Annotated in this window: 15 protein-coding genes and 1 tRNA gene; 8 read left to right on the forward strand and 8 right to left on the reverse strand. The window is 65.1% G+C overall.

All coding sequences use genetic code 11. The annotated features are described in order from the left end of the window. Nucleotides 1–84: 84 nt before the first annotated feature. The 4 genes from CH293_RS03205 to CH293_RS03220 form a co-directional block, all read right to left on the reverse strand. Entirely contained in the window at nt 85–996 is a 912-nt protein-coding gene (locus tag CH293_RS03205; protein WP_094719358.1) for a MazG family protein, read from the reverse strand. Continuing rightward, a complete protein-coding gene (mfd, locus tag CH293_RS03210) occupies nt 996–4,634 on the reverse strand; it encodes a transcription-repair coupling factor (protein WP_094719359.1) in 3,639 nt (1,212 codons plus the stop codon). Before mfd ends, CH293_RS03205 begins: the two co-directional genes overlap by 1 nt. A 95-nt stretch (nt 4,635–4,729) precedes the next feature. After that, the gene (locus CH293_RS03215) at nt 4,730–5,368 is read right to left on the reverse strand and encodes a ScbR family autoregulator-binding transcription factor (protein ID WP_037110680.1); all 639 of its coding nucleotides are present in this window, start codon (nt 5,366–5,368) and stop codon (nt 4,730–4,732) included. A gap of 190 nt (nt 5,369–5,558) precedes the next feature. Next, complete coding sequence (locus tag CH293_RS03220) at nt 5,559–6,152, reverse strand: TetR/AcrR family transcriptional regulator (RefSeq protein ID WP_170945156.1); 594 nt, start codon at nt 6,150–6,152, stop codon at nt 5,559–5,561. A 264-nt stretch (nt 6,153–6,416) separates the two neighbouring features. Between CH293_RS03220 and CH293_RS03225 the strand changes: the two genes are divergently transcribed. The 8 genes from CH293_RS03225 to CH293_RS03260 all read left to right on the forward strand — a co-directional run bounded on the left by CH293_RS03225 (nt 6,417) and on the right by CH293_RS03260 (nt 14,085). After that, nucleotides 6,417–6,487 (forward strand) — tRNA-Gln (locus CH293_RS03225). Between the two features lie 54 nt (nt 6,488–6,541). Continuing rightward, nucleotides 6,542–8,026, forward strand: a complete 1,485-nt coding sequence (glmU, locus tag CH293_RS03230; protein WP_176459892.1) for a bifunctional UDP-N-acetylglucosamine diphosphorylase/glucosamine-1-phosphate N-acetyltransferase GlmU — start codon at nt 6,542–6,544, stop codon at nt 8,024–8,026. After that, complete coding sequence (locus CH293_RS03235; RefSeq protein ID WP_037110677.1) at nt 8,023–9,006, forward strand: ribose-phosphate diphosphokinase; 984 nt, start codon at nt 8,023–8,025, stop codon at nt 9,004–9,006. The genes glmU and CH293_RS03235 overlap by 4 nt, the downstream gene beginning before the upstream one ends. Before the next feature lie 412 nt (nt 9,007–9,418). After that, nucleotides 9,419–9,997: a hypothetical protein gene (locus CH293_RS03240; protein ID WP_037110675.1), complete on the forward strand. Its 579-nt coding sequence runs from the start codon at nt 9,419–9,421 to the stop codon at nt 9,995–9,997. A gap of 26 nt (nt 9,998–10,023) precedes the next feature. After that, nucleotides 10,024–11,208, forward strand: coding sequence for a sensor histidine kinase (locus tag CH293_RS03245; protein WP_094719361.1), 1,185 nt, complete (start codon nt 10,024–10,026; stop codon nt 11,206–11,208). Then, nucleotides 11,205–11,858 carry a response regulator transcription factor gene (locus CH293_RS03250; RefSeq protein WP_094719362.1) on the forward strand — a complete coding sequence of 218 codons (654 nt, stop codon included), beginning with the start codon at nt 11,205–11,207 and terminating at the stop codon, nt 11,856–11,858. Before CH293_RS03245 ends, CH293_RS03250 begins: the two co-directional genes overlap by 4 nt. A 98-nt stretch (nt 11,859–11,956) precedes the next feature. Then, nucleotides 11,957–12,709 (forward strand): ABC transporter ATP-binding protein, encoded by a 753-nt coding sequence (locus CH293_RS03255; protein ID WP_037110672.1) that lies wholly within the window; start codon nt 11,957–11,959, stop codon nt 12,707–12,709. Next, entirely contained in the window at nt 12,706–14,085 is a 1,380-nt protein-coding gene (locus tag CH293_RS03260; protein ID WP_094719363.1) for an FtsX-like permease family protein, read from the forward strand. The genes CH293_RS03255 and CH293_RS03260 overlap by 4 nt, the downstream gene beginning before the upstream one ends. Here CH293_RS03260 and egtD read toward each other — a convergent pair. The 4 genes from egtD to egtA are packed head-to-tail and all read right to left on the reverse strand — an operon-like array spanning nt 14,059 to nt 18,310. Continuing rightward, entirely contained in the window at nt 14,059–15,054 is a 996-nt protein-coding gene (gene egtD, locus CH293_RS03265) for an L-histidine N(alpha)-methyltransferase (RefSeq protein WP_094719364.1), read from the reverse strand. The genes CH293_RS03260 and egtD overlap by 27 nt on opposite strands. Before the next feature lie 10 nt (nt 15,055–15,064). Then, nucleotides 15,065–15,799 (reverse strand): ergothioneine biosynthesis protein EgtC, encoded by a 735-nt coding sequence (gene egtC, locus CH293_RS03270; protein WP_094719365.1) that lies wholly within the window; start codon nt 15,797–15,799, stop codon nt 15,065–15,067. Continuing rightward, nucleotides 15,792–17,090, reverse strand: coding sequence for an ergothioneine biosynthesis protein EgtB (egtB, locus tag CH293_RS03275; RefSeq protein WP_176459893.1), 1,299 nt, complete (start codon nt 17,088–17,090; stop codon nt 15,792–15,794). Before egtB ends, egtC begins: the two co-directional genes overlap by 8 nt. Continuing rightward, complete coding sequence (gene egtA, locus CH293_RS03280; protein WP_176459894.1) at nt 17,087–18,310, reverse strand: ergothioneine biosynthesis glutamate--cysteine ligase EgtA; 1,224 nt, start codon at nt 18,308–18,310, stop codon at nt 17,087–17,089. The genes egtB and egtA overlap by 4 nt, the downstream gene beginning before the upstream one ends. Nucleotides 18,311–18,323: the final 13 nt, after the last annotated feature.

The raw sequence follows: 18,323 nt of genomic DNA on the forward strand, positions 1-18,323 counted from the left end.
CCCCCCCCCCGCATCGCTTGGAAGTCACATTCATGCGTACCGATAGCCAGCAGGGCCCATTCATGCGACAAGGGGGGGGTGAACCTACCGCCTACCCCAGTTCTCTATCCATTCGATTGCGGTGAGTTTGCCAGGTACTGCGCCGTGGACTTTGGCGGATTTTTCGGCGTCGCGGATGCGGTCGGCGAAGCGCAAGACGTTGCGCCGCAACAGGTCCTCGGCGCTCTCACCGCCGTGACTGTGGTCGAGGCCGATGTGTACGACGCGGAGTTCGTCGGGGATCAGCTCGTCGGGCAGTCCGGCTTTGCTCGCGCGTGCCACGACTTTCTGAGCCAGTGCCAGCGCGGGTTGGGAGAGCGCGACGCCGTCCAGGCAGGAACCGCGGGCTTTCTCGGCGGCTTTCTTCTCCTCCCACGCTTTCTCCTGCACGGCGACGTCGATCGGTCCGGTCGATCCGTCGTCGAGATGCGGGGTTCGATGGGTCAGCTTTCGGACGAGGCCCGCTGCTACGTCGTCGACGTCGAACGCATTGTCCGACGCGTCCTGCGCGATCCGAGAATGGAACAGCACCTGCAGCAGGATGTCCCCGAGTTCCTCTTTCAGATCGTCGAGGTTGCCGCTGTGGATGGCGTCGAGGAGCTCGTACGTCTCTTCCAGCAGGTAACCACTCAACGACGCGTGTGTCTGCTGAGCTTCCCACCCACCTCGGACCCGAAGGCGGTCCATCAGAAGTACGGCGGCGATCAGGTCGTCGCCAGGCAGCTTCGGCGACGAGATCACGCGGTCACCGCGCCGAATGCGCTGCTGCACATCCGGGTTCGACGGGTCGGTGCTGACGAGTACCTCGGCGGAGCCGTCGGCGTGCGCGGTACCCGAGAACAGCCACCGGGTGCGCACCGGAACCTCCTCGGTGAATTCGACGACTCCGTTGAGGAACTCCACGGCCTCGGCCGGGACCATCGTCGGGCGAACGGGATCCAGCAGCACTACCGTCATCACACCCCCACAGTCTGCTCCAGCAACACCGACCTGGACGGTTTACCGTCGAGTGACAGTATGAGGTCGGCGATGTACTGGACCAACTCGACGTCCCGCACTCGCGCAGCACCGACGCCGCCTCCCTCCACGCGAGGCAGAGGCGTCTGCACCACACCGGTGGTGGCCCGGTACGCAGCGTTGGGGTAGAGCCGCTTGAGTCGGATCTGCTTGGAATCGGGCAGATCCATGGGTGCGAGCTTGACCTGCGTACCGGCGACATTGACGTCCGTCAGCCCGTATTCCTTCGCGATCAGGCGAAGCTTGGCGACGGACACCAGGCGTCCCACTTCCTCGGGAAGCGGGCCGTAGCGGTCGACGAGCTCGTCCAACACCGCCGTGATCGAGTCGGAATTCGTTGCTGCGGCCAGCTTTCGGTACGCTTCGAGACGCAAGCGGTCGCTGGTGACGTAGTCCGGCGGAATGTGTGCGTCGACGGGCAAGTCGATGCGCACTTCCTTCGGCGCTTCGTCCGTGGAGATCGGTTTGCCGTCGGCGGCCGCTCGGTACGCCTCCACGGCTTCGCCGACCAACCGCACGTACAGATCGAATCCGACGCCGGCGACGTGGCCGGACTGTTCGGCGCCCAGAACGTTTCCGGCGCCGCGGATTTCGAGGTCTTTCATGGCGACGGCCATACCGGCACCGAGGTCGGAGTTCTGCGAGATGGTGGACAGCCTGTCGTAGGCAGTTTCGGTGAGCGGCTTCTCCGCCGGGTACAGGAAGTACGCGTATCCACGCTCGCGGCTACGCCCGACACGGCCTCGAAGTTGGTGCAGCTGCGACAGGCCGAGGGAATCACTGCGCTCGACGATCAACGTGTTGGCGTTGGAGATGTCGAGGCCCGTCTCGATGATGGTGGTGCACACGAGCACGTCGGTCTCGCGTTCCCAGAAGCCCTGCACCGTGCGTTCGAGAGTTTCCTCGTTCATCTGACCGTGCGCGGTGGTCACCCGAGCTTCCGGCACCAGATCTCGAATGCGCTTGGCTGCCTTGTCGATCGAGCTGACGCGGTTGTGCACGAAGAACACCTGACCGTCGCGCAGCAGTTCACGACGAATCGCGGCCGCGACCTGCTTGTCGTTGTACGCGCCGACGTAGGTCAGGACCGGATGGCGCTCCTCGGGAGGCGTGAGGATGGTCGACATCTCACGAATCCCCGCGAGGCTCATCTCGAGCGTACGAGGGATAGGCGTCGCGGACATCGTCAGCACGTCCACGTGGGTGCGGAGCGACTTGATGTGCTCCTTGTGCTCGACGCCGAATCGCTGCTCCTCGTCGACGACGATGAGGCCGAGGTCCTTCCACACGACACCCGTCTGCAACAGGCGGTGCGTGCCGACGACGACGTCGACGGTTCCGTCGGCCAGACCTGCCATGACTTCTTTCGACTCGGCGCCGTGGGTGAAGCGAGAAAGGCCCCTGACTGTCACCGGGAATGCGGCCATTCGAGCGGTGAACGTCTGCAGATGCTGCTGAGCGAGCAGCGTTGTCGGCACGAGCACCGCCACCTGCTTGCCGTCCTGAACTGCTTTGAACGCGGCGCGGACGGCGATTTCCGTCTTGCCGTAGCCGACGTCGCCGAGAATGACGCGGTCCATCGGAACCGCCTTCTCCATGTCGGCCTTGACGTCGGTGATCGCGGTCATCTGGTCCATGGTCTCGGTGAACCCGAAGGCGTCTTCCATCTCACGCTGCCACGGGGTGTCCGGACCGAATGCGTGGCCCGGCGCCGCCTGACGCGCCGCGTACAACTGCACGAGCTCGCCGGCGATCTCACGAACCGCCTTGCGTGCCTTGCGTTTGGTGTTGGCCCAGTCCGATCCGCCGAGCTTGCTGAGCGACGGCAACTCGCCGCCGACATAGCGCGAGAGCTGATCCAGCGAATCCATCGGCACGAACAATCGGTCGCCGGGCTGACCGCGCTTGCTGGGTGCGTACTCGATGACGAGGTACTCGCGTCGCGCACCGCCGACGGTGCGCTCGATCATCTCCACGAATCGACCGATGCCGTGCTGATCGTGCACGACGCTGTCGCCGGCAACCAGTGCGAGCGGATCGACCTGATTTCGCCTCTTGGCCGGTAGCTTTCGCCCTTCGGTGGCCGCGACTCGGTTTCCGGTGAGGTCGCTCTCGGTGACGACCACGAGCCGGGCGTCGGGCAGAATCAGTCCTTCGTTCAACGTGCCACACAGCACGCTGACGACGTCCGGCAACGGCTCGGAGCCCGACTCGATATGCGCCGCAGGTACTTCCGCCTCGCCGAGCCTCTCGATGATGCGGTTGGCGGTGCCTGCTCCGGCGACGGCGATGACCGCGCGCCCACCCGTCGAGACGTGTGCGCGGAGCATCGCGAACACGCCGGCGAGCAACTCCTCGGAGCCACGGACCTCGGGGACCGACTCGACGACGAGTGCGACCTCGTCCTCACTTCCGGACGCGAGAGGGCTGATGGTCCACCAGGGTCGACCCAGAGCCTGCGCGGATTCGCGAATCTGCCTGAGCGAGCGGTACGCCGACGCCCCGAGATCCAGGCTCACTCCGCCGAGACTGTCGGTGTTGACCGTCGACGCATCGAGAGGGGCTGCGCCTCCGACCGACGCGGCCGTCCACGACGCTTCCAGGAACTCCTGGCCGGTCCGCACCAGATCGGTTGCACGCGTGCGGATTCGCTCCGGATCGCACAGAAGGACGTGCGCGCCGTCGGGCAGCACGTCGGCGAGCAACTGGAGCTCACCGGGCTGCAGCAGCGGCAGCAGTGCCTCCATGCCTTCCACGGGAACACCCGCGGACAGCTTGTCCAGCATCTCGACCAGCGCTGCATCCGCCTGGTTGTCCGCAGCGAGGGCGGCCGCGCGATCGCGGACCGTCTCGGTGAGGATCAGCTCACGACACGGCGGCGCGATGACCGACTGAATGTCGACGTCCGGGAGAGACCGCTGGTCCGCAACAGAGAAGGCGCGCAGTTCGGTGACCTCGTCGCCCCAGAACTCGACACGAACGGGGTGATCGGCCGTCGGCGAGAAGATATCGAGAATGCCGCCGCGAACGGCGAATTCACCGCGCTTTCCGACCATGTCGACGCGCGTGTAGGCCAATTCCACGAGGCGGTGGATGAGCCCGTCGAAGTCGATCTCGACGCCGACGCGCAAGCCGATGGGTTCGATCTCCCCCAGCCCCGGCGCCATCGGCTGCACGAGCGAGCGGACGGTGGTGACGATGACCTGAAGCGTCGGGCCGTAGTCCTTGTCGTCCGGCCGGGCCAGACGTCGCAAAACCTCGAGGCGTCGGCCGACGGTGTCCGCGCTCGGCGACAACCGCTCGTGCGGCAGTGTCTCCCACGACGGGAATTGTGCGACGGCGTCGCCGAGAATCTGCTGCAGTTCGGTCGTCAGATCATCGGCCTCGCGGCCGGTAGCGGTGACGACGAGTACCTGCGCTCGTTCGGCGATGGCGGACGCGACGAACGGCCGCGACGAGTTGGGTCCGACGAGGGTGCGTTCCGCGGCTCCGACGGCGTCGCGCACGGCGGCGAGCGTGGAGTCCGACAGTGCGACGCGCGCGAGGCCCGACAGTGCAAGCGAAGAATCGGAAGACAACTGCGGGGCTCCTGAGCGAGATCGGCGCAATGGATATCGCGATCGATCCTACCGCCGACGTCGTGCGTCCTTTACATACGTCCAGCTACGGGCAACTAGTGCCGGATGACGCGCCGGGCCGCGAACTCACGGAAGTACTCGACCTTGCCCGCCGTCACGAGTGACGGAAGGAGGTAGTACCAGAGACGTTCCATCCGTGACGGAAGTTCCTCCGTGTTGCCCGTGGCGACGGCGACCATGTGCACGCCGGTGAGGATCTCGAGGACGAGGGCACCGATGGTCGCGGGATCCGCATCGGCCGCAAGGTCGCCCTGCTTGATCGCCTTGGCCGCCAAAGCGTTGAACGACTCGCTCCAGCCGGACATCACGTTGCCCTGGGTGCCCCGGTAATCACCGATCTGGTGGCTGAGCCGCAGCATCGCCGACACCATCGGGTCACTGACCGACATGTCGACGACGATGTAGGAGATGCCGATGGCCGCTTCCAACGCCGGGATACGTCCGTCGTTGAACTGCTGGCACGCCGCCGTCAGCCGGGCATTGCCCTCGTCGATGACCGCACGCGCCAACTCTTCCTTCGACCCGAAGTGGAAGTAGAGGGCACCCTTGGTGACCTGGGACTGAGAGATGATCTCGCTGAGGCTCGCGTTCGCGTAGCCCAGGCGCAAGAACACATTCGCGGCACCCGACAGCACGGTGTCGCGCGTGATCTCAGCGCGTGCCTGTCTGACCATTGGATCCGCCTTCGCAATACTCGACTGCCACTGCGCAAATTACGAGCGAACGGTACCACTCGGTGGCATTCTTACCTTGGTCAACGTACAGATGGTCCGAACAACATACATGCGTCGCTGTGAAGTAGGTCTCATGGACGCAAACCAAACCCTACCCGCTCTTTCACCGACACGTGGGGAAATACTCGCCTCATTCACCGGCCAATAGGGGCGCGGCCTCCAGATTGGTGAGACCGTTCCAACACAGATTGACGACGTGCGCCGCGACGACCTCTTTCGACGGCTCCCTCACGTCGAGCCACCACTGAGCCGTCATGGACACCATCCCGACCAGCGCCTGCGCGTACAAGGGAGCGAATCCGGCATCGAATCCGCGTCGAGTGAAGTCTCCCGCAAGGATGTGCCCGACCTGGCTCACTGCATCGTTCAACAGCGACGAGTACTTGCCGTCGGCCGCAGCGACCGGAGAATCACGGACCAGGATGCGGAACCCGTCGGTTCGCTCCTCCACGTACGTCAGCAATGCAAGAGCAACCCGCTCGACCCTCACCCTCGATCGGTTCTGCGACAACGACGAAGTCACCATGTGCAGCAACGTCGACATCTCACGGTCGACGATGACGGCATAGAGGCCTTCCTTGCCCCCGAAGTGTTCGTAGACGACGGGCTTCGACACAGTCGCCCGGACCGCGATTTCCTCCACCGACGTCGCCTCGTACCCTCGCTCGGCGAACAAGGAGCGACCGATCTCGATCAACTGCTCGCGACGCTGCGTTCCTGTCATCCGGACACGCGGCGCCTTCTCGGGCTCGGACAAGACGTACCTCCCTGCGATCTGTTCTCCTGCCGGTTTCCCCGGCGTCGAAACCGGGCCTCCGGTCTCCCAGCGTCGAAACCCGAGCTTATGGGACGAATGACACCGATCGACGGGAGCGGTTCGACCTCGGGCCACCCCGCATGCGAGACTCGTTGCGCTCGGCGGGAGCTTCGAGGCCAGTAGTCTGTCTTGTGCAGACACCGGCGACCGGAGAAACCGCTGGTGAAATGATCCGCCGTGGTGTAATGGCAGCACCTCTGATTTTGGTTCAGATAGTTCAGGTTCGAGTCCTGGCGGCGGAGCGAGAAACATTGCCCTGAAGATCCAGTTCAGCGATCGTCGCCCGAGGAGCCCCGTTGCCGTTGCATACCGCCGTGGTCGTTCTCGCAGCAGGTGCAGGCACCCGAATGCGATCCAAGACCCCGAAGGTGCTGCATCCGCTGGGTGGGCGAACGATGCTCGCGCACGCGTTGCACGCCGCCGCTGATCTGGGCCCCGATCACCTCGTCACCGTCGTCGGACACGACCGCGAACGTGTCACCGAATCCGTCGTCGAACTGAGCGAGGAACTCGGACGCACCATCGTCACCACGGTGCAGGAACAGCAGTTGGGCACCGGCCACGCCGTGCAGTGCGGGCTCAGCGCGCTCCCCGACGATTTCGAGGGAACGATCCTCGTCACCGCGGCCGACGTTCCCCTCCTCGACGGACACACCTTGAAGGCTCTGCTCGACGAGCACCTGAGCGCGCCGCTGCCTGCAGCGGCAACGGTTCTTACGTTCGTGCCCGACGACGCGAACGGGTACGGCCGCATCGTGCGCGCCGACGACGACCAAGTCGCCGAGATCGTCGAACACGCCGACGCCACCCCCGCGCAGGTCCTGATCGACGAGGTCAACTCCGGCGTCTACGCGTTCGACGCGACCGCGTTGCGCGTTGCGCTGGGCAAGCTCAGTACCGCCAACGCGCAGCACGAGCTGTATCTCACCGATGTCGTAGAGATCAGCAAGAGCAGCGGACTCCCCGTCTACGGAACCCAGCTCGCCGACCCCGACCTGGTGATGGGCGTCAACGACCGAGTGCAGCTCGCCCACGTCACGGCCGTCCTGAATCGCCACATCGTCGAAAAGCACATGCGCGCGGGAGTCACCGTCGTCGACCCCGCAACCACCTGGATCGACATCGATGTCACCGTCGGCGCCGACGTCCGTCTCGAGCCGGGTGTCCAGCTGCTCGGCAACACCCACGTCGGTGAGGACGCCGTCATCGGACCCGACACGACTCTGCGCGACGTCGTCGTCGGCGAACGCGCGTCCGTCGTACGTACGCAGGCAGACAAATCCACCATCGGGCCCGGCGCAACCGTCGGGCCCTTCGCGTACCTGCGCCCCGGATCCGACATCGGGGACAGCGCCAAGATCGGAACCTTCGTCGAGACCAAGAACTCGACCGTCGGCAACCACTCGAAAGTGCCGCACCTGACGTACGTCGGAGATGCGACCATCGGCGAACACTCCAACATCGGAGCGTCGAGCGTGTTCGTCAACTACGACGGCGTCAACAAGAGTCGCACCGTAGTCGGATCCCACGTCCGCACCGGCTCGGACAACATGTTCGTCGCCCCCGTGCGAGTGGGCGACGGCGCGTACACCGGAGCAGGCACCGTGCTCCGCAACGATGTACCACCGGGGACGCTCGCCGTCTCCGCTGGTTCCCAGCGCAACATCGAAGGCTGGGTCGAGAAGAAGCGTCCAGGCACTGCCGCAGCGGACGCTGCAGCACGCGCTCTGGCGGCCGAATCGGCAAACGCGCAAAAATCAAAGGACGGCGAACAGCAGTGACCACCCCGAACTGGATCGACAACCAGAAGAACCTCATGCTCTTCTCGGGTCGAGCACACCCCGAACTCGCACAGCAGGTTGCGAAGGAACTGGGGATCGAGGTAACCCCGCAGACCGCACGCGACTTCGCAAACGGCGAGATCTTCGTTCGCTTCGAGGAGTCGGTCCGAGGATCGGACGCCTTCGTCCTGCAGAGCCACCCCTTCCCTCTCAATACCTGGTTGATGGAACAGCTCATCATGATCGACGCGCTCAAGCGTGGGTCGGCGAAGCGCATCACCGCGATCCTGCCGTTCTACCCGTACGCCCGCCAGGACAAGAAGCACCGCGGACGCGAGCCGATCTCCGCGCGTCTCGTCGCCGACCTGCTCAAGACCGCAGGCGCCGACCGGATCATCACCGTCGACCTCCACACCGACCAGATCCAAGGCTTCTTCGACGGCCCCGTCGACCACATGCACGCACACAGCCAGCTCGCCGAGCACATCCGCGACAAGTACAGCCTCGAACACATCACCGTCGTCTCCCCCGACTCCGGCCGAGTGCGCGTCGCAGAGAAGTGGGCCGACAGCTTCGACGGCGCACCCCTCGCGTTCATCCACAAGACCCGTGATCCATTGGTGCCCAACCAGGTCAAGTCCAACCGCGTCGTCGGTGACGTCGAAGGCCGCACCTGCATCCTGATCGACGACATGATCGACACCGGCGGCACCATCGCCGGCGCCGTCAAGGTCCTCAAGGAAGCCGGAGCAGGCGACGTCGTCATCGCCGCCACCCACGGCGTCCTCTCCGACCCGGCCGCCGAACGCCTCGCCAACTGCGGAGCCAAGGAAGTCGTCGTCACCAATACCCTCCCCATCACCGACGAGAAGCGCTTCGACACCCTCACCGAGCTGTCCATAGCACCTCTCCTCGCCCGTACCATCCGCGAAGTCTTCGAAAACGGATCCGTCACAAGCCTGTTCAACGGCTCCGCCTAAGCCATTCCGCAGGCTCCGGTGGTGCAGGTCCGCCCTTTCGGGAGCGAACGTGGCGTTCAGTCCGTCTAACGGACCGAACGCCACTTTCGCTCCAGACGGACGGTCCACCCAACTGACCGAACACCACGTTCAGTCCGTCTAACGGACCGAACGCCACTTTCGCTCCGAACGGGCGGTCCACCCAACTGACCGAACATCACGTTCGGTTTCTTTACACCCGCTCCGCAGACCTCGGCCCCTTGAAATGAGCTTCGTCACTTCGGTGATGGAAAGCGCAGTTCGGGAGGGAGGGGGTGTGCGGGGCGGGTTGCGTTGTACCCTAAGATGACTCGTCGTGATCGACGCGCAAACCATGGACAGCCCTGCAGCAACTTCTACCGTCCGTATCGCCCGGTGGACTCCGGGCGGGTGCGTGTGGTGCGGAAGCACCGACTCGATCGAAACTTATCGCAACGAACCGCGTTGCGGCCTGTGCCGTGAAAAAGAAGCCGTCATCGACGAGGCGAAGCACTTCATCGGCATGTACGGTCTGCGCCCCCTCGGCGGCACTCTTGCGTCCGATGACGAGGAGGAGCGCGAGTACCGCGTCACTGCTCGTGATGCTCGTGCCGTGCTGAACAGCATTCGTCTCGAGAAGCTGCCGGATCCGGCTGCGGTCCGCAAAGCGTTGCGCCCCAGGGCTGCTGCTGCAGTTGCTGCTCCTCGCCAGGCGCCGAGCAGTGCAAGCTCGTCGTCTGCCTCCTCTGCTGCAGCGAGCAAGCCGGCCGCTCCCAAGAAGCAGCAGGCGGGTGTCAGTGGCATCGACATGATCGAGCTCGAGTCGCGGGTGCAGAAGTTGCTCGCTCAGCTCACCGACGTCGACTCGCAGATCAGCGCGCTCGAGGGACAGGAGAGCCTGCCGGCACGCGCTCGCCGAAAGGATCTCGAGAAGCAGCGCACCACGGTCCTCACCACCCTCGGTGCGCTCGAGAAGGCGCGTCGCCGCATCTGACCCTCGGCGGTACGTACCCTGGACGGGTGTTCAGGACGCTAGCGCGCTATCAGGTCGCCATCGACGTCGGCTTCGCTGCCGTCTTCACGGCCGTGCTGTTTCCGTCCGCCGTCGCGCACAACGGTGTGCTGGCCGTCGTCGTCCTGCTCGGCTACGGCGTCGCGCTGGCACTGCGTCGTCTCTCGCCTCCCCTTGCGCTGGCGATCTCCTGGGTTTTCGCCATCGGTCAGATGGCGGGTGGCCTCGGCACCCAAGGCGCCAACACTGCAATCCTGTTCGTGCTGTTCGCCACTGCTGCATACGGTTCGGACCGCGTTCGCAAGATCGGTCTCGTGTCCACCGTCGTCGGCGGCATCGTCGCCGCTACCTTCCTCACCCTTGTCGGTGACCCGAACGTCTCACCGGACGGCAGCCGCTCCGTCGGCGACTACGCGCAGCAACTGATCATCCTGCTGGTTGCCTCGTGGGCTGTCCTTGGGTTGTCGTGGGCTCTGGGGCGTATCGCGTTGGCGAACCGGATGTCCATCGAGGAGAAGCACCAACGCGCGTTGGCCGAGATCGAGCAGGAACGGGCACTGCAGGATATTGCCGTCGAACACGAGCGCAATCGAATCGCTCGCGACATGCACGACATAGTCGCGCACTCGCTCGCCGTCGTCATCGCGCAGGCAGACGGTGCCCGGTACGCACGCAAAGCGGATCCCGAGGCTGTCGACGAGGCCCTCGGCACCATCGCAGGCACCGCTCGCGATGCACTACGAGACGTCCGCGGCGTGCTGGCCCAGCTACGCCACAACACCGACGACGTTCCGGCCACGGAATCGCAGGACCTGTCCACGTTGGTGGACCGGATGCGCGCGGCCGGTCTGCGAATCGACTTCGATTCCGCCGGCGACGCCACCGACCTGGGTGCCGGCGGCCACCTCACCCTGTACCGGATAGCGCAGGAAGCGCTGACCAACGCTCTGCGACACGGGGACTCGTCGCGCCCGGTATCGGTAACCGTCGAGTCCGTACCCACCGGCACGACGCTTACCGTGCGCAACTCCGTGCGAGCAGCATCCGAATCCACAGGCGGGCACGGCCTCATCGGTATGCGCGAACGTGCGTTCCTGTCCGGCGGCACACTGAAGACCAGCCACGATCATGGTGTGTGGACACTCGTCGCGCACATTCCCGGAGCACTCACAGGAATGGAGCCTGCGGAATGAGCCGTATAAAAGTGGCGCTGGTCGACGATCAGCAGCTTTTTCGTGCCGGGATCAGGATGCTGATCTCGTCGCAACCCGATCTCGAGTTCGTCGGCGAGGCCGGCGACGGCAAGGCCGGGGTCGAGTTGGCGGCCGAGGTCTCCCCCGACGTCGTGTTGATGGACATTCGGATGCCGGTTCTCGACGGCATTGCGGCGACAGCGGAGATCGTCGCGGCATCGAGCGAACCCCCGAGGATCCTTGTGCTGACGACCTTCGATCTCGACGAGAGTGCGGCGAAGGCGATCAAGGCCGGCGCGAGCGGATTCGTACTCAAGGACGCCGACCCTGAATTCTTGCTCGCGGCGATCCGCACCGTCCACGCAGGCAACTCGGTGATCGCGGCGTCGGCCACGACCGCGTTGCTCGGTCACTTCACCGACACCCCGGCAACTCCGCAGGCGCCCAAGGAGTTCGACCTTCTCACCGCACGCGAACGCGAGCTGTTTCACCTGGCGGCGAGGGGTGCGAGCAACTCCGAGATCGCGGCACAGGAGTTCCTGAGCGAAGCAACCGTCAAGACTCACATCAGCAGAATCTTCACGAAGCTCGGTCTGCGGGATCGGGTCCAGTTGGTCGTGTACGCCTTCGAACACGGTCTGGTGCGCTGAACTCCCCGATGCACCGACCCCAGATCATCCTCTGGATGTACGAAGCAGAGACTGCAGCCTGATTCTTTTCACCCCTGTGGTTCGTAGTTTCTACAGACATGACCACAACACCAGCACCGGTAGCCCGGGTTCACCGGGTCCACAAGAGCTACGGCGACGCAGCCAACCATGTGAACGCGCTCGACGACGTGTCGCTCGACATCCGCTCCGGAGAGTTCACGGCCATCATGGGCCCGTCGGGCTCCGGCAAATCGACCCTCATGCATGTGATGGCGGGCCTCGATTCGGTGACGTCCGGACAAGTCGTACTCGCGAACACCGACATCACCGATCTCGGCGACGATGCCCTCACCGAGCTTCGCCGACGCCAGATCGGCTTCATCTTCCAGGCGTTCAATCTGGTCCCGACGCTGGACGTCAGGTCCAACATCCTGCTTCCGTTCGAGCTCGACGGTCATGCGCCGACCGAGATGGAAGCCGCGTGGGTGGAACAACTCATCGCCACCCTGGGCCTGAGCGAACGGACGTCTCATCGCCCCCATCAGCTGTCCGGCGGACAGCAGCAGCGGGTCGCCATCGCACGAGCGCTCGGCTCGCGGCCACACCTGATCTTCGCGGACGAGCCGACGGGAAACCTCGATTCCCGCACCGGCCGTGAGGTTCTCGCGCTCCTCGCGGCCGCAGTTCGCGAGTACGGCCAGTCGATCGTCATGGTCACTCACGACCCGGTGGCCGCCAGCTATGCGGATCGGATCGTGTTCCTGGCGGACGGACGAATCGTCGACGAGCGGGCGCGTTCGACGCCCGAGCAGATCTCCGGTTACATGCTGGCGATGGAGAAGGTCGCGTGAGGGCCGCAACCGCGTCGACACCGCATCGTGAACACGGTGCGAGCATCCTCGTCACAGCGCTCGCATCGTTCTTCGGTGTAGTGCTGATCCAGGCAACGTCATTCCTGCTCGACATCTTCGGCACCGACGGACAAGGCGCTGTCGCCGTCGCGCTCTACAGCGTCGCAATGGTGTTCGTCCTTCTCGCACTGTACGTCGCGTCGGTCGTCACCGCGAACACGTTCGGCACGATCGTCGCCGGCCGTACGAAGACCATTGCGCTGCTACGACTCCTCGGTGCCTCCGGCCGAGAACTGCGTCGCTCCGTGTCCCGTGAAGGACTGTCCGTCGGACTGTTCGGTTCGGCGGTGGGCTTGGTGGTGGGCGTCGCCGGCAGTCACCTGGCCCGAGCGATCGCCGTCGGTGCAGGCAAGCTACCCGACGTCGCATACACGACGGTGCAGCCACTCGTCGCGCTGCCGGTCGTCATCGTCGTGGGAACCACGTGGGCGGCGTCGTACATCGGAAGCAAACGCGTTCTCGACGTGACGCCTGTTCGGGCGACGGGCGTCGCCGTGACCGCTGCATCCGAGGATTCGCGGCGCCGAGCCGCACGCACGACGTTGTCGATCGTTCTCATCGCCGGTGGCGCAGTGCTGTTGGGACTCGGGGTGCTCGTCGGCGCGGTGACCCCTGCCGGTGTGCTCATCGCCTTCTTCGGCGGCGCCGCGTCGTTCACCGGCATCATGGTCGGCGCACACCGAATCGTGCCGTGGGTCCTGCGAGTAGTCGGCAGGCTCTTCGGCAGCACGCCGTCGGCGCGCCTGGCCGCAGCGAACGCAACGCGGTACCCGGAGCGTGCCACGCGCACAGCGCTGGGTCTGCTGATCGGCGTCACGCTGGTGGTGACGTTCGCCGTGGCGATGTACAGCTACCGAACGATGCTGCAACACGAGTTCAGCGAAGAATCGCTCGATCAGGTGCTGACGGTGACCGTCGGGATCATGACCGGATTGATCGGCTTCTCGGGTGTCATCGCGGCCGTCGGTATGGTCAACAACCTCTCGCTCAGTGTCATGCAGCGCACCCGCGAACTCGGCCTGCTGCGCGCTCTCGGCTTCACCCGCAAGCAGGTCCGCGGAATGATCGTGTCCGAGAGCGCGCAGATGGTGATCGCGTCGATGGGTTTCGGGCTTCTCCTCGGCATCGTCTACGGATGGGCGGCCGCGCAATCGCTGCTCGGTTCCATCGCGCAATCCGGCATCGGCCTGCCGACGCTGCCGTGGGCGATCATCGCCGGAACCGTTCTGTCGGCTGCAGTGCTGGCGCTGGTGGCCTCTCTCATGCCGTCGCGTCGAGCGAACTCCATCTCACCGGTCGTCGCGCTGTCCGAGTGATGTCCGACTGGCGAGGATGAGAGCGAACCTGCTTTCCGGATCGGTCCAGAACTCGTCGACGCGGAACCCCGCGTCGACGAGTTCTGCTTCTATCCCCTTTTCCCTGAACTTGGCCGAGATCTCCGTCCGTAACTCTTCGCCCTCGTCGAAGTGGACGTCGAGATCGAGATCCTCGATTCGAATGTCCTGCGCCGTGCGAGCCCGCAAACGCATCTCGATCCACTCGGCCTCCGAATTCCACAGCGCTACATGCTCGAACTGCTGTGGATCGAAGTTCGCGTTCAGGCGTTCGTTCAGCACCGACAGTACGTTCGCGTTGAACTGCGCCGTCACACCGGCCGCGTCGTCGTACGCCGGGACGACCACACTCTCTTCGACTACCAATCCCACTCCCAGCAGCAGGAATTCACCGGCGATCAGAGCCTGGGCGATGTCGGCGAGAAAGAGTGCACGCTCCTCGGGAATGAGATTGCCCAGAGTGCCGCCCAGGAACGCAATGGTTCGGCTGCCGTCGGCAGGAAGGTTCTGCAGGGTATCGGTGAAATCGCTGACGATCCCCTGGATCTCGAGCCCGGGATGCTCGCGGGCGATCACCTCGATCGCCCCCTCGAGTGCCGTCGGAGACACGTCCTGGGGTACGTACTTGCGCAGCGATCCGTGCTTGATGCCTGCATTCAGCAACAGTCGTGTCTTCTCCGAGGACCCCGAACCCAACTCCACCAGGATCGCGGCGTTCGTCCGCTCGGCGACGTCGTAGGCGTGTGTCTCGATCAGTCCACGCTCGGTGCGAGTCGGGTAGTACTCCGGCAGTTCGGTGATCTGCTCGAACAGCTCGCTCCCACGCGCATCGTAGAACCATTTGGGAGAAATCCATTTGGGCGTCGCCGTCATACCCAACCGCACGTCGGAACGAAGATCGTCGAGCAGCCTTTCGGGTGAGATGTGCACGTCCAGAGCAATGTCAGCCATATGCTTCCCCTCAATCGAGATCTGTGACGTCGACATGCCCCGGTCGGGCGACGACGAACGTTCGGTCCGCGAGCGACACCCACCGGGGGTCCTCGTCGGTGGGCTCGGATGCCACGGTGACGGAGTCCCCCGTGTCCAGCACGGAGAGCGAGTGGTACACCGCGCTCGCGTACAGCGTGTGGCCGTCGCTCAGCAGGAGATTCAGACGCGGACCGGGTGACGACTGCTCTACGCGAGAGATCAACACCCGCAACGCCTTCTCCGGATCGTGCTGCCGCAGCAGGTTCCGGAGGATCACCCACAGCGCAGCAGAATCCGTCGGTGCCGGCAGTGCCAGGAGCTCTGTCGGCGGCACCTCGGACGCAAGGTCGGCCAATGCGTCGGGCCACCCGAACACGACACCGTTGTGACTGAACGCCCACGTCCCGTCCGTGAACGGGGCACATGCACTGCGCTCCATCGGCATCCCGACGGTTGCAGACCGAACGGCTCCGAGCACGGCCGTCGACGACGTCGCACCGAGTACGTCGTCGACCGCCGGGTCCGACCAGATCGGCATCGGGTTGCGATAGCTGCGTGCGCCGTCGGCGTCCCACCACGCCGCGCCGAATCCGTCGGCGTTGATCGTGCCGCCGCCCCGCATGTCCTTCGGCGCCCAGGACTGAACGAACAACGAGTTCTCACCGGCGGTCATGACGTCGGCGACCGACCGTGTCGGCCCGAGATAGCCCAGATGTCTACACATCTCGTGCGCACCGGAAGCCGGCGAAGATCTGCCTCCGGATCGGGTGGTCCCAGTTGCGGAACGTGCCACGGCACGCGACCTCGTCGGTCCCGAAGGATCCGCCGCGCAGGACCTTGTAATCACCGCGCAGAAATACTTCGGAGTACTCGGCGTACGGGAACGGCTCGAAGCCCGGGTAGGGCTCGAAATCCGACGACGTCCACTCCCACACGTCGCCGATCAACTGCTGCACTCCGAGCGGTGACGCTCCGGCCGGATAAGCACCGACGTCGGCCGGTTCGAGGTGCCGCTGACCGAGATTGGCGTGCACCTCCGTCGGTTCGGCATCTCCCCACGGGTACTTGCGTACCGTCGCGGTCGCCGGATCGAAGCGGGCCGCCTTCTCCCACTCCGCTTCGGTCGGGAGCCTTTTGCCTGCCCACCGCGCGTACGCCTCGGCTTCGAAGAAACTGACATGTACGACGGGCTGGTCGGGCTTGATCGGTGCCGTCACTCCGAATGCCCGACGCCACCAGCTGCCGTCGGCGTCGCGTTCCCAGAACTGTGGGGCGACGAGCCCCTCGGTGGTTCTGTGTGCCCAGCCGCGTTCGCTCCACAGTTCCGGACGGGAGTATCCGCCGTCGGCGACGAACACCTCGTACTGACGGTTGGTCACGGGTGCGACATCGAGGGCGAACGTGGCGACGTACGTCGAATGTGCGGGTCGCTCGTTGTCGAGTGCCCAGGGATCGAGCGTGGTGCCCATGGTGAAGACACCACCGTCGACGATCACTTCCCCGGCCGCGGGGGTCTGCGCTGTGGGAGGAGGCGGTGCGTGGAGAACCGCTGGACCGGTACGTAGTTGGTGTGTCGCGAGCATCGTCTCGTCGTGCTGTTGCTCGTGCTGGGCCACCATGCCGAACGCGAAGCCGTCGCGTTCGAGCCTGCGCCCGTCCAGCGGACTGGCAGAGAGGACGTCCCACACCTTGTCGCGGACGGACCCGACGTAGGCCCGTGCCTCGTCCGGCGTCAGCAACGGCAGCGACGGACGGCTGGACCGGGAGTGCTTGAACGCGTCGTACAGTTCGTCGATGTCGGACCGCACCGGTTCGCGCCCGCCGACGTCGCGCACCAGCCAGAGTTCTTCCTGGTTGCCGATGTGCGCGAGGTCCCACACGAGCGGGCTCATCAGAGGCGAATGCTGGGCGGTGAGGTCTGCGTCGTCCACGGCGTCGGTGAGGGCCGAGCTGCGCGCCCGACTTCGGGCGAGTACCCGCTCGACGGTGCTGCGCAGTTCTTCGGTGCTCGTCATGCCGATTCCTTTCCGGTGGAGTGCCGATCGGTCGGTGCCGTTGCACGACGACATCGCTCGGCAAGGTCCAGTAACAGTGTGCGGTGATCGGGCGAGTTCTCGGCGGCCAAGTGCGCCAACGATTCCGCTGCCCTACGGAGACCGGGATCGGCGAGCCCGTCGCGGGCAGCGTCGACCCAGCGCCCGGCAGTCTCTGCCGCGATCCGCCCTGCACGGTCGATCACATCGGGGCCGGACAACAAGGCGTCGAACAGCGCGGCGGGAACCACCCACTGGCCGTCCGGCTGCGCGTCGAGGTAGCGGATCTCGAGATGCCCACACGCGCGAACGTGCGGAAACAACGTGGTGAGGTGGTAATCCAGATCCTCGGTAGTCGGTGGTCGACCGACGCGAGCGGCGTCGGCAATCCAGTCCGCGAAGGTCGTCCCCGGTGGGGCCTCCCAGTTCTCGCCCTCGCCCCTGATACACAACAGCGGGACGTCCAGCGCCCAGGCGGAATAGTCCGCAATCGGATCGCCTGAACTGGGCACTTCCGTTCTACTGCTGTCCAATTCGAGCCACGTCCGCATACGTTGCGACGCCCAGCTCCCCGCCGGTGCGCCTCGTAGCGTCGGCGAGCACGCGAACGCCGCGACGAGAGCCGGCCCGACAGCTTCGAGCATCGTCCACCGGCGCGCCACATCCTCGCGGTCCCGCCCGGCGTCGACGCTCACCTGGACGGCTGCGGTATTGCACATCATCAACTTGCCGAAAGGGCCGATTGTCGTGAACCTGTCCTCCATCGCGCAGTATCGAGGGAGAACGAGCAGACGTTGGGGTTCGCGATCACGATCGGCAGGAACAGAGACCATACCGATCCGTGCGGCATTCAGCATCGACTCGAGACGACGCGTGTCCGCGTCGACCGATCGCGCGAGCTCCTGCACCGATGGGTACGGCGAACTCGACAGTTCCACCTGGCCACCGGGCTCGATGGTGACGACGCTCCCGCCGGGGAGCGGACGGCCGGGCGAGGTGGACGAGATGTTTCGCGGGGCGTACTCCCCGAGGGCAGCAGCCAGAGAGTCCAATGCGGGCCTCGCCCCATCCGGCGTGTGTGTCAAGAACTCCAACTCGGCACCGATCAGCCGAGGTGGGCCGAGTTTGAAGCACACACGTTCGACGTACGCCGCCGCTGCGGGCCGTGTGCTCAGCTCGCGGGACTTGACCGTGGACGTCATTGCCATCTCCTTG

This window comes from Rhodococcus sp. 14-2470-1b, assembly GCF_002259415.1.
Taxonomy (GTDB): domain Bacteria; phylum Actinomycetota; class Actinomycetes; order Mycobacteriales; family Mycobacteriaceae; genus Rhodococcoides.

Bases quoted from the DNA above. Each gene is read 5' to 3' on its own strand.
- CH293_RS03205 (WP_094719358.1), bottom strand. From the start codon at position 996: ATGACGGTAGTGCTGCTGGATCCCGTTCGCCCGACGATGGTCCCGGCC.
- CH293_RS03215 (WP_037110680.1), bottom strand. From the start codon at position 5,368: ATGGTCAGACAGGCACGCGCTGAGATCACGCGCGACACCGTGCTGTCG.
- CH293_RS03220 (WP_170945156.1), bottom strand. From the start codon at position 6,152: ATGACAGGAACGCAGCGTCGCGAGCAGTTGATCGAGATCGGTCGCTCC.
- CH293_RS03250 (WP_094719362.1), top strand. From the start codon at position 11,205: ATGAGCCGTATAAAAGTGGCGCTGGTCGACGATCAGCAGCTTTTTCGT.
- CH293_RS03255 (WP_037110672.1), top strand. From the start codon at position 11,957: ATGACCACAACACCAGCACCGGTAGCCCGGGTTCACCGGGTCCACAAG.
- egtD (WP_094719364.1), bottom strand. From the start codon at position 15,054: ATGGCTGACATTGCTCTGGACGTGCACATCTCACCCGAAAGGCTGCTC.
- egtC (WP_094719365.1), bottom strand. From the start codon at position 15,799: ATGTGTAGACATCTGGGCTATCTCGGGCCGACACGGTCGGTCGCCGAC.
- egtB (WP_176459893.1), bottom strand. From the start codon at position 17,090: ATGACGAGCACCGAAGAACTGCGCAGCACCGTCGAGCGGGTACTCGCC.
- egtA (WP_176459894.1), bottom strand. From the start codon at position 18,310: ATGACGTCCACGGTCAAGTCCCGCGAGCTGAGCACACGGCCCGCAGCG.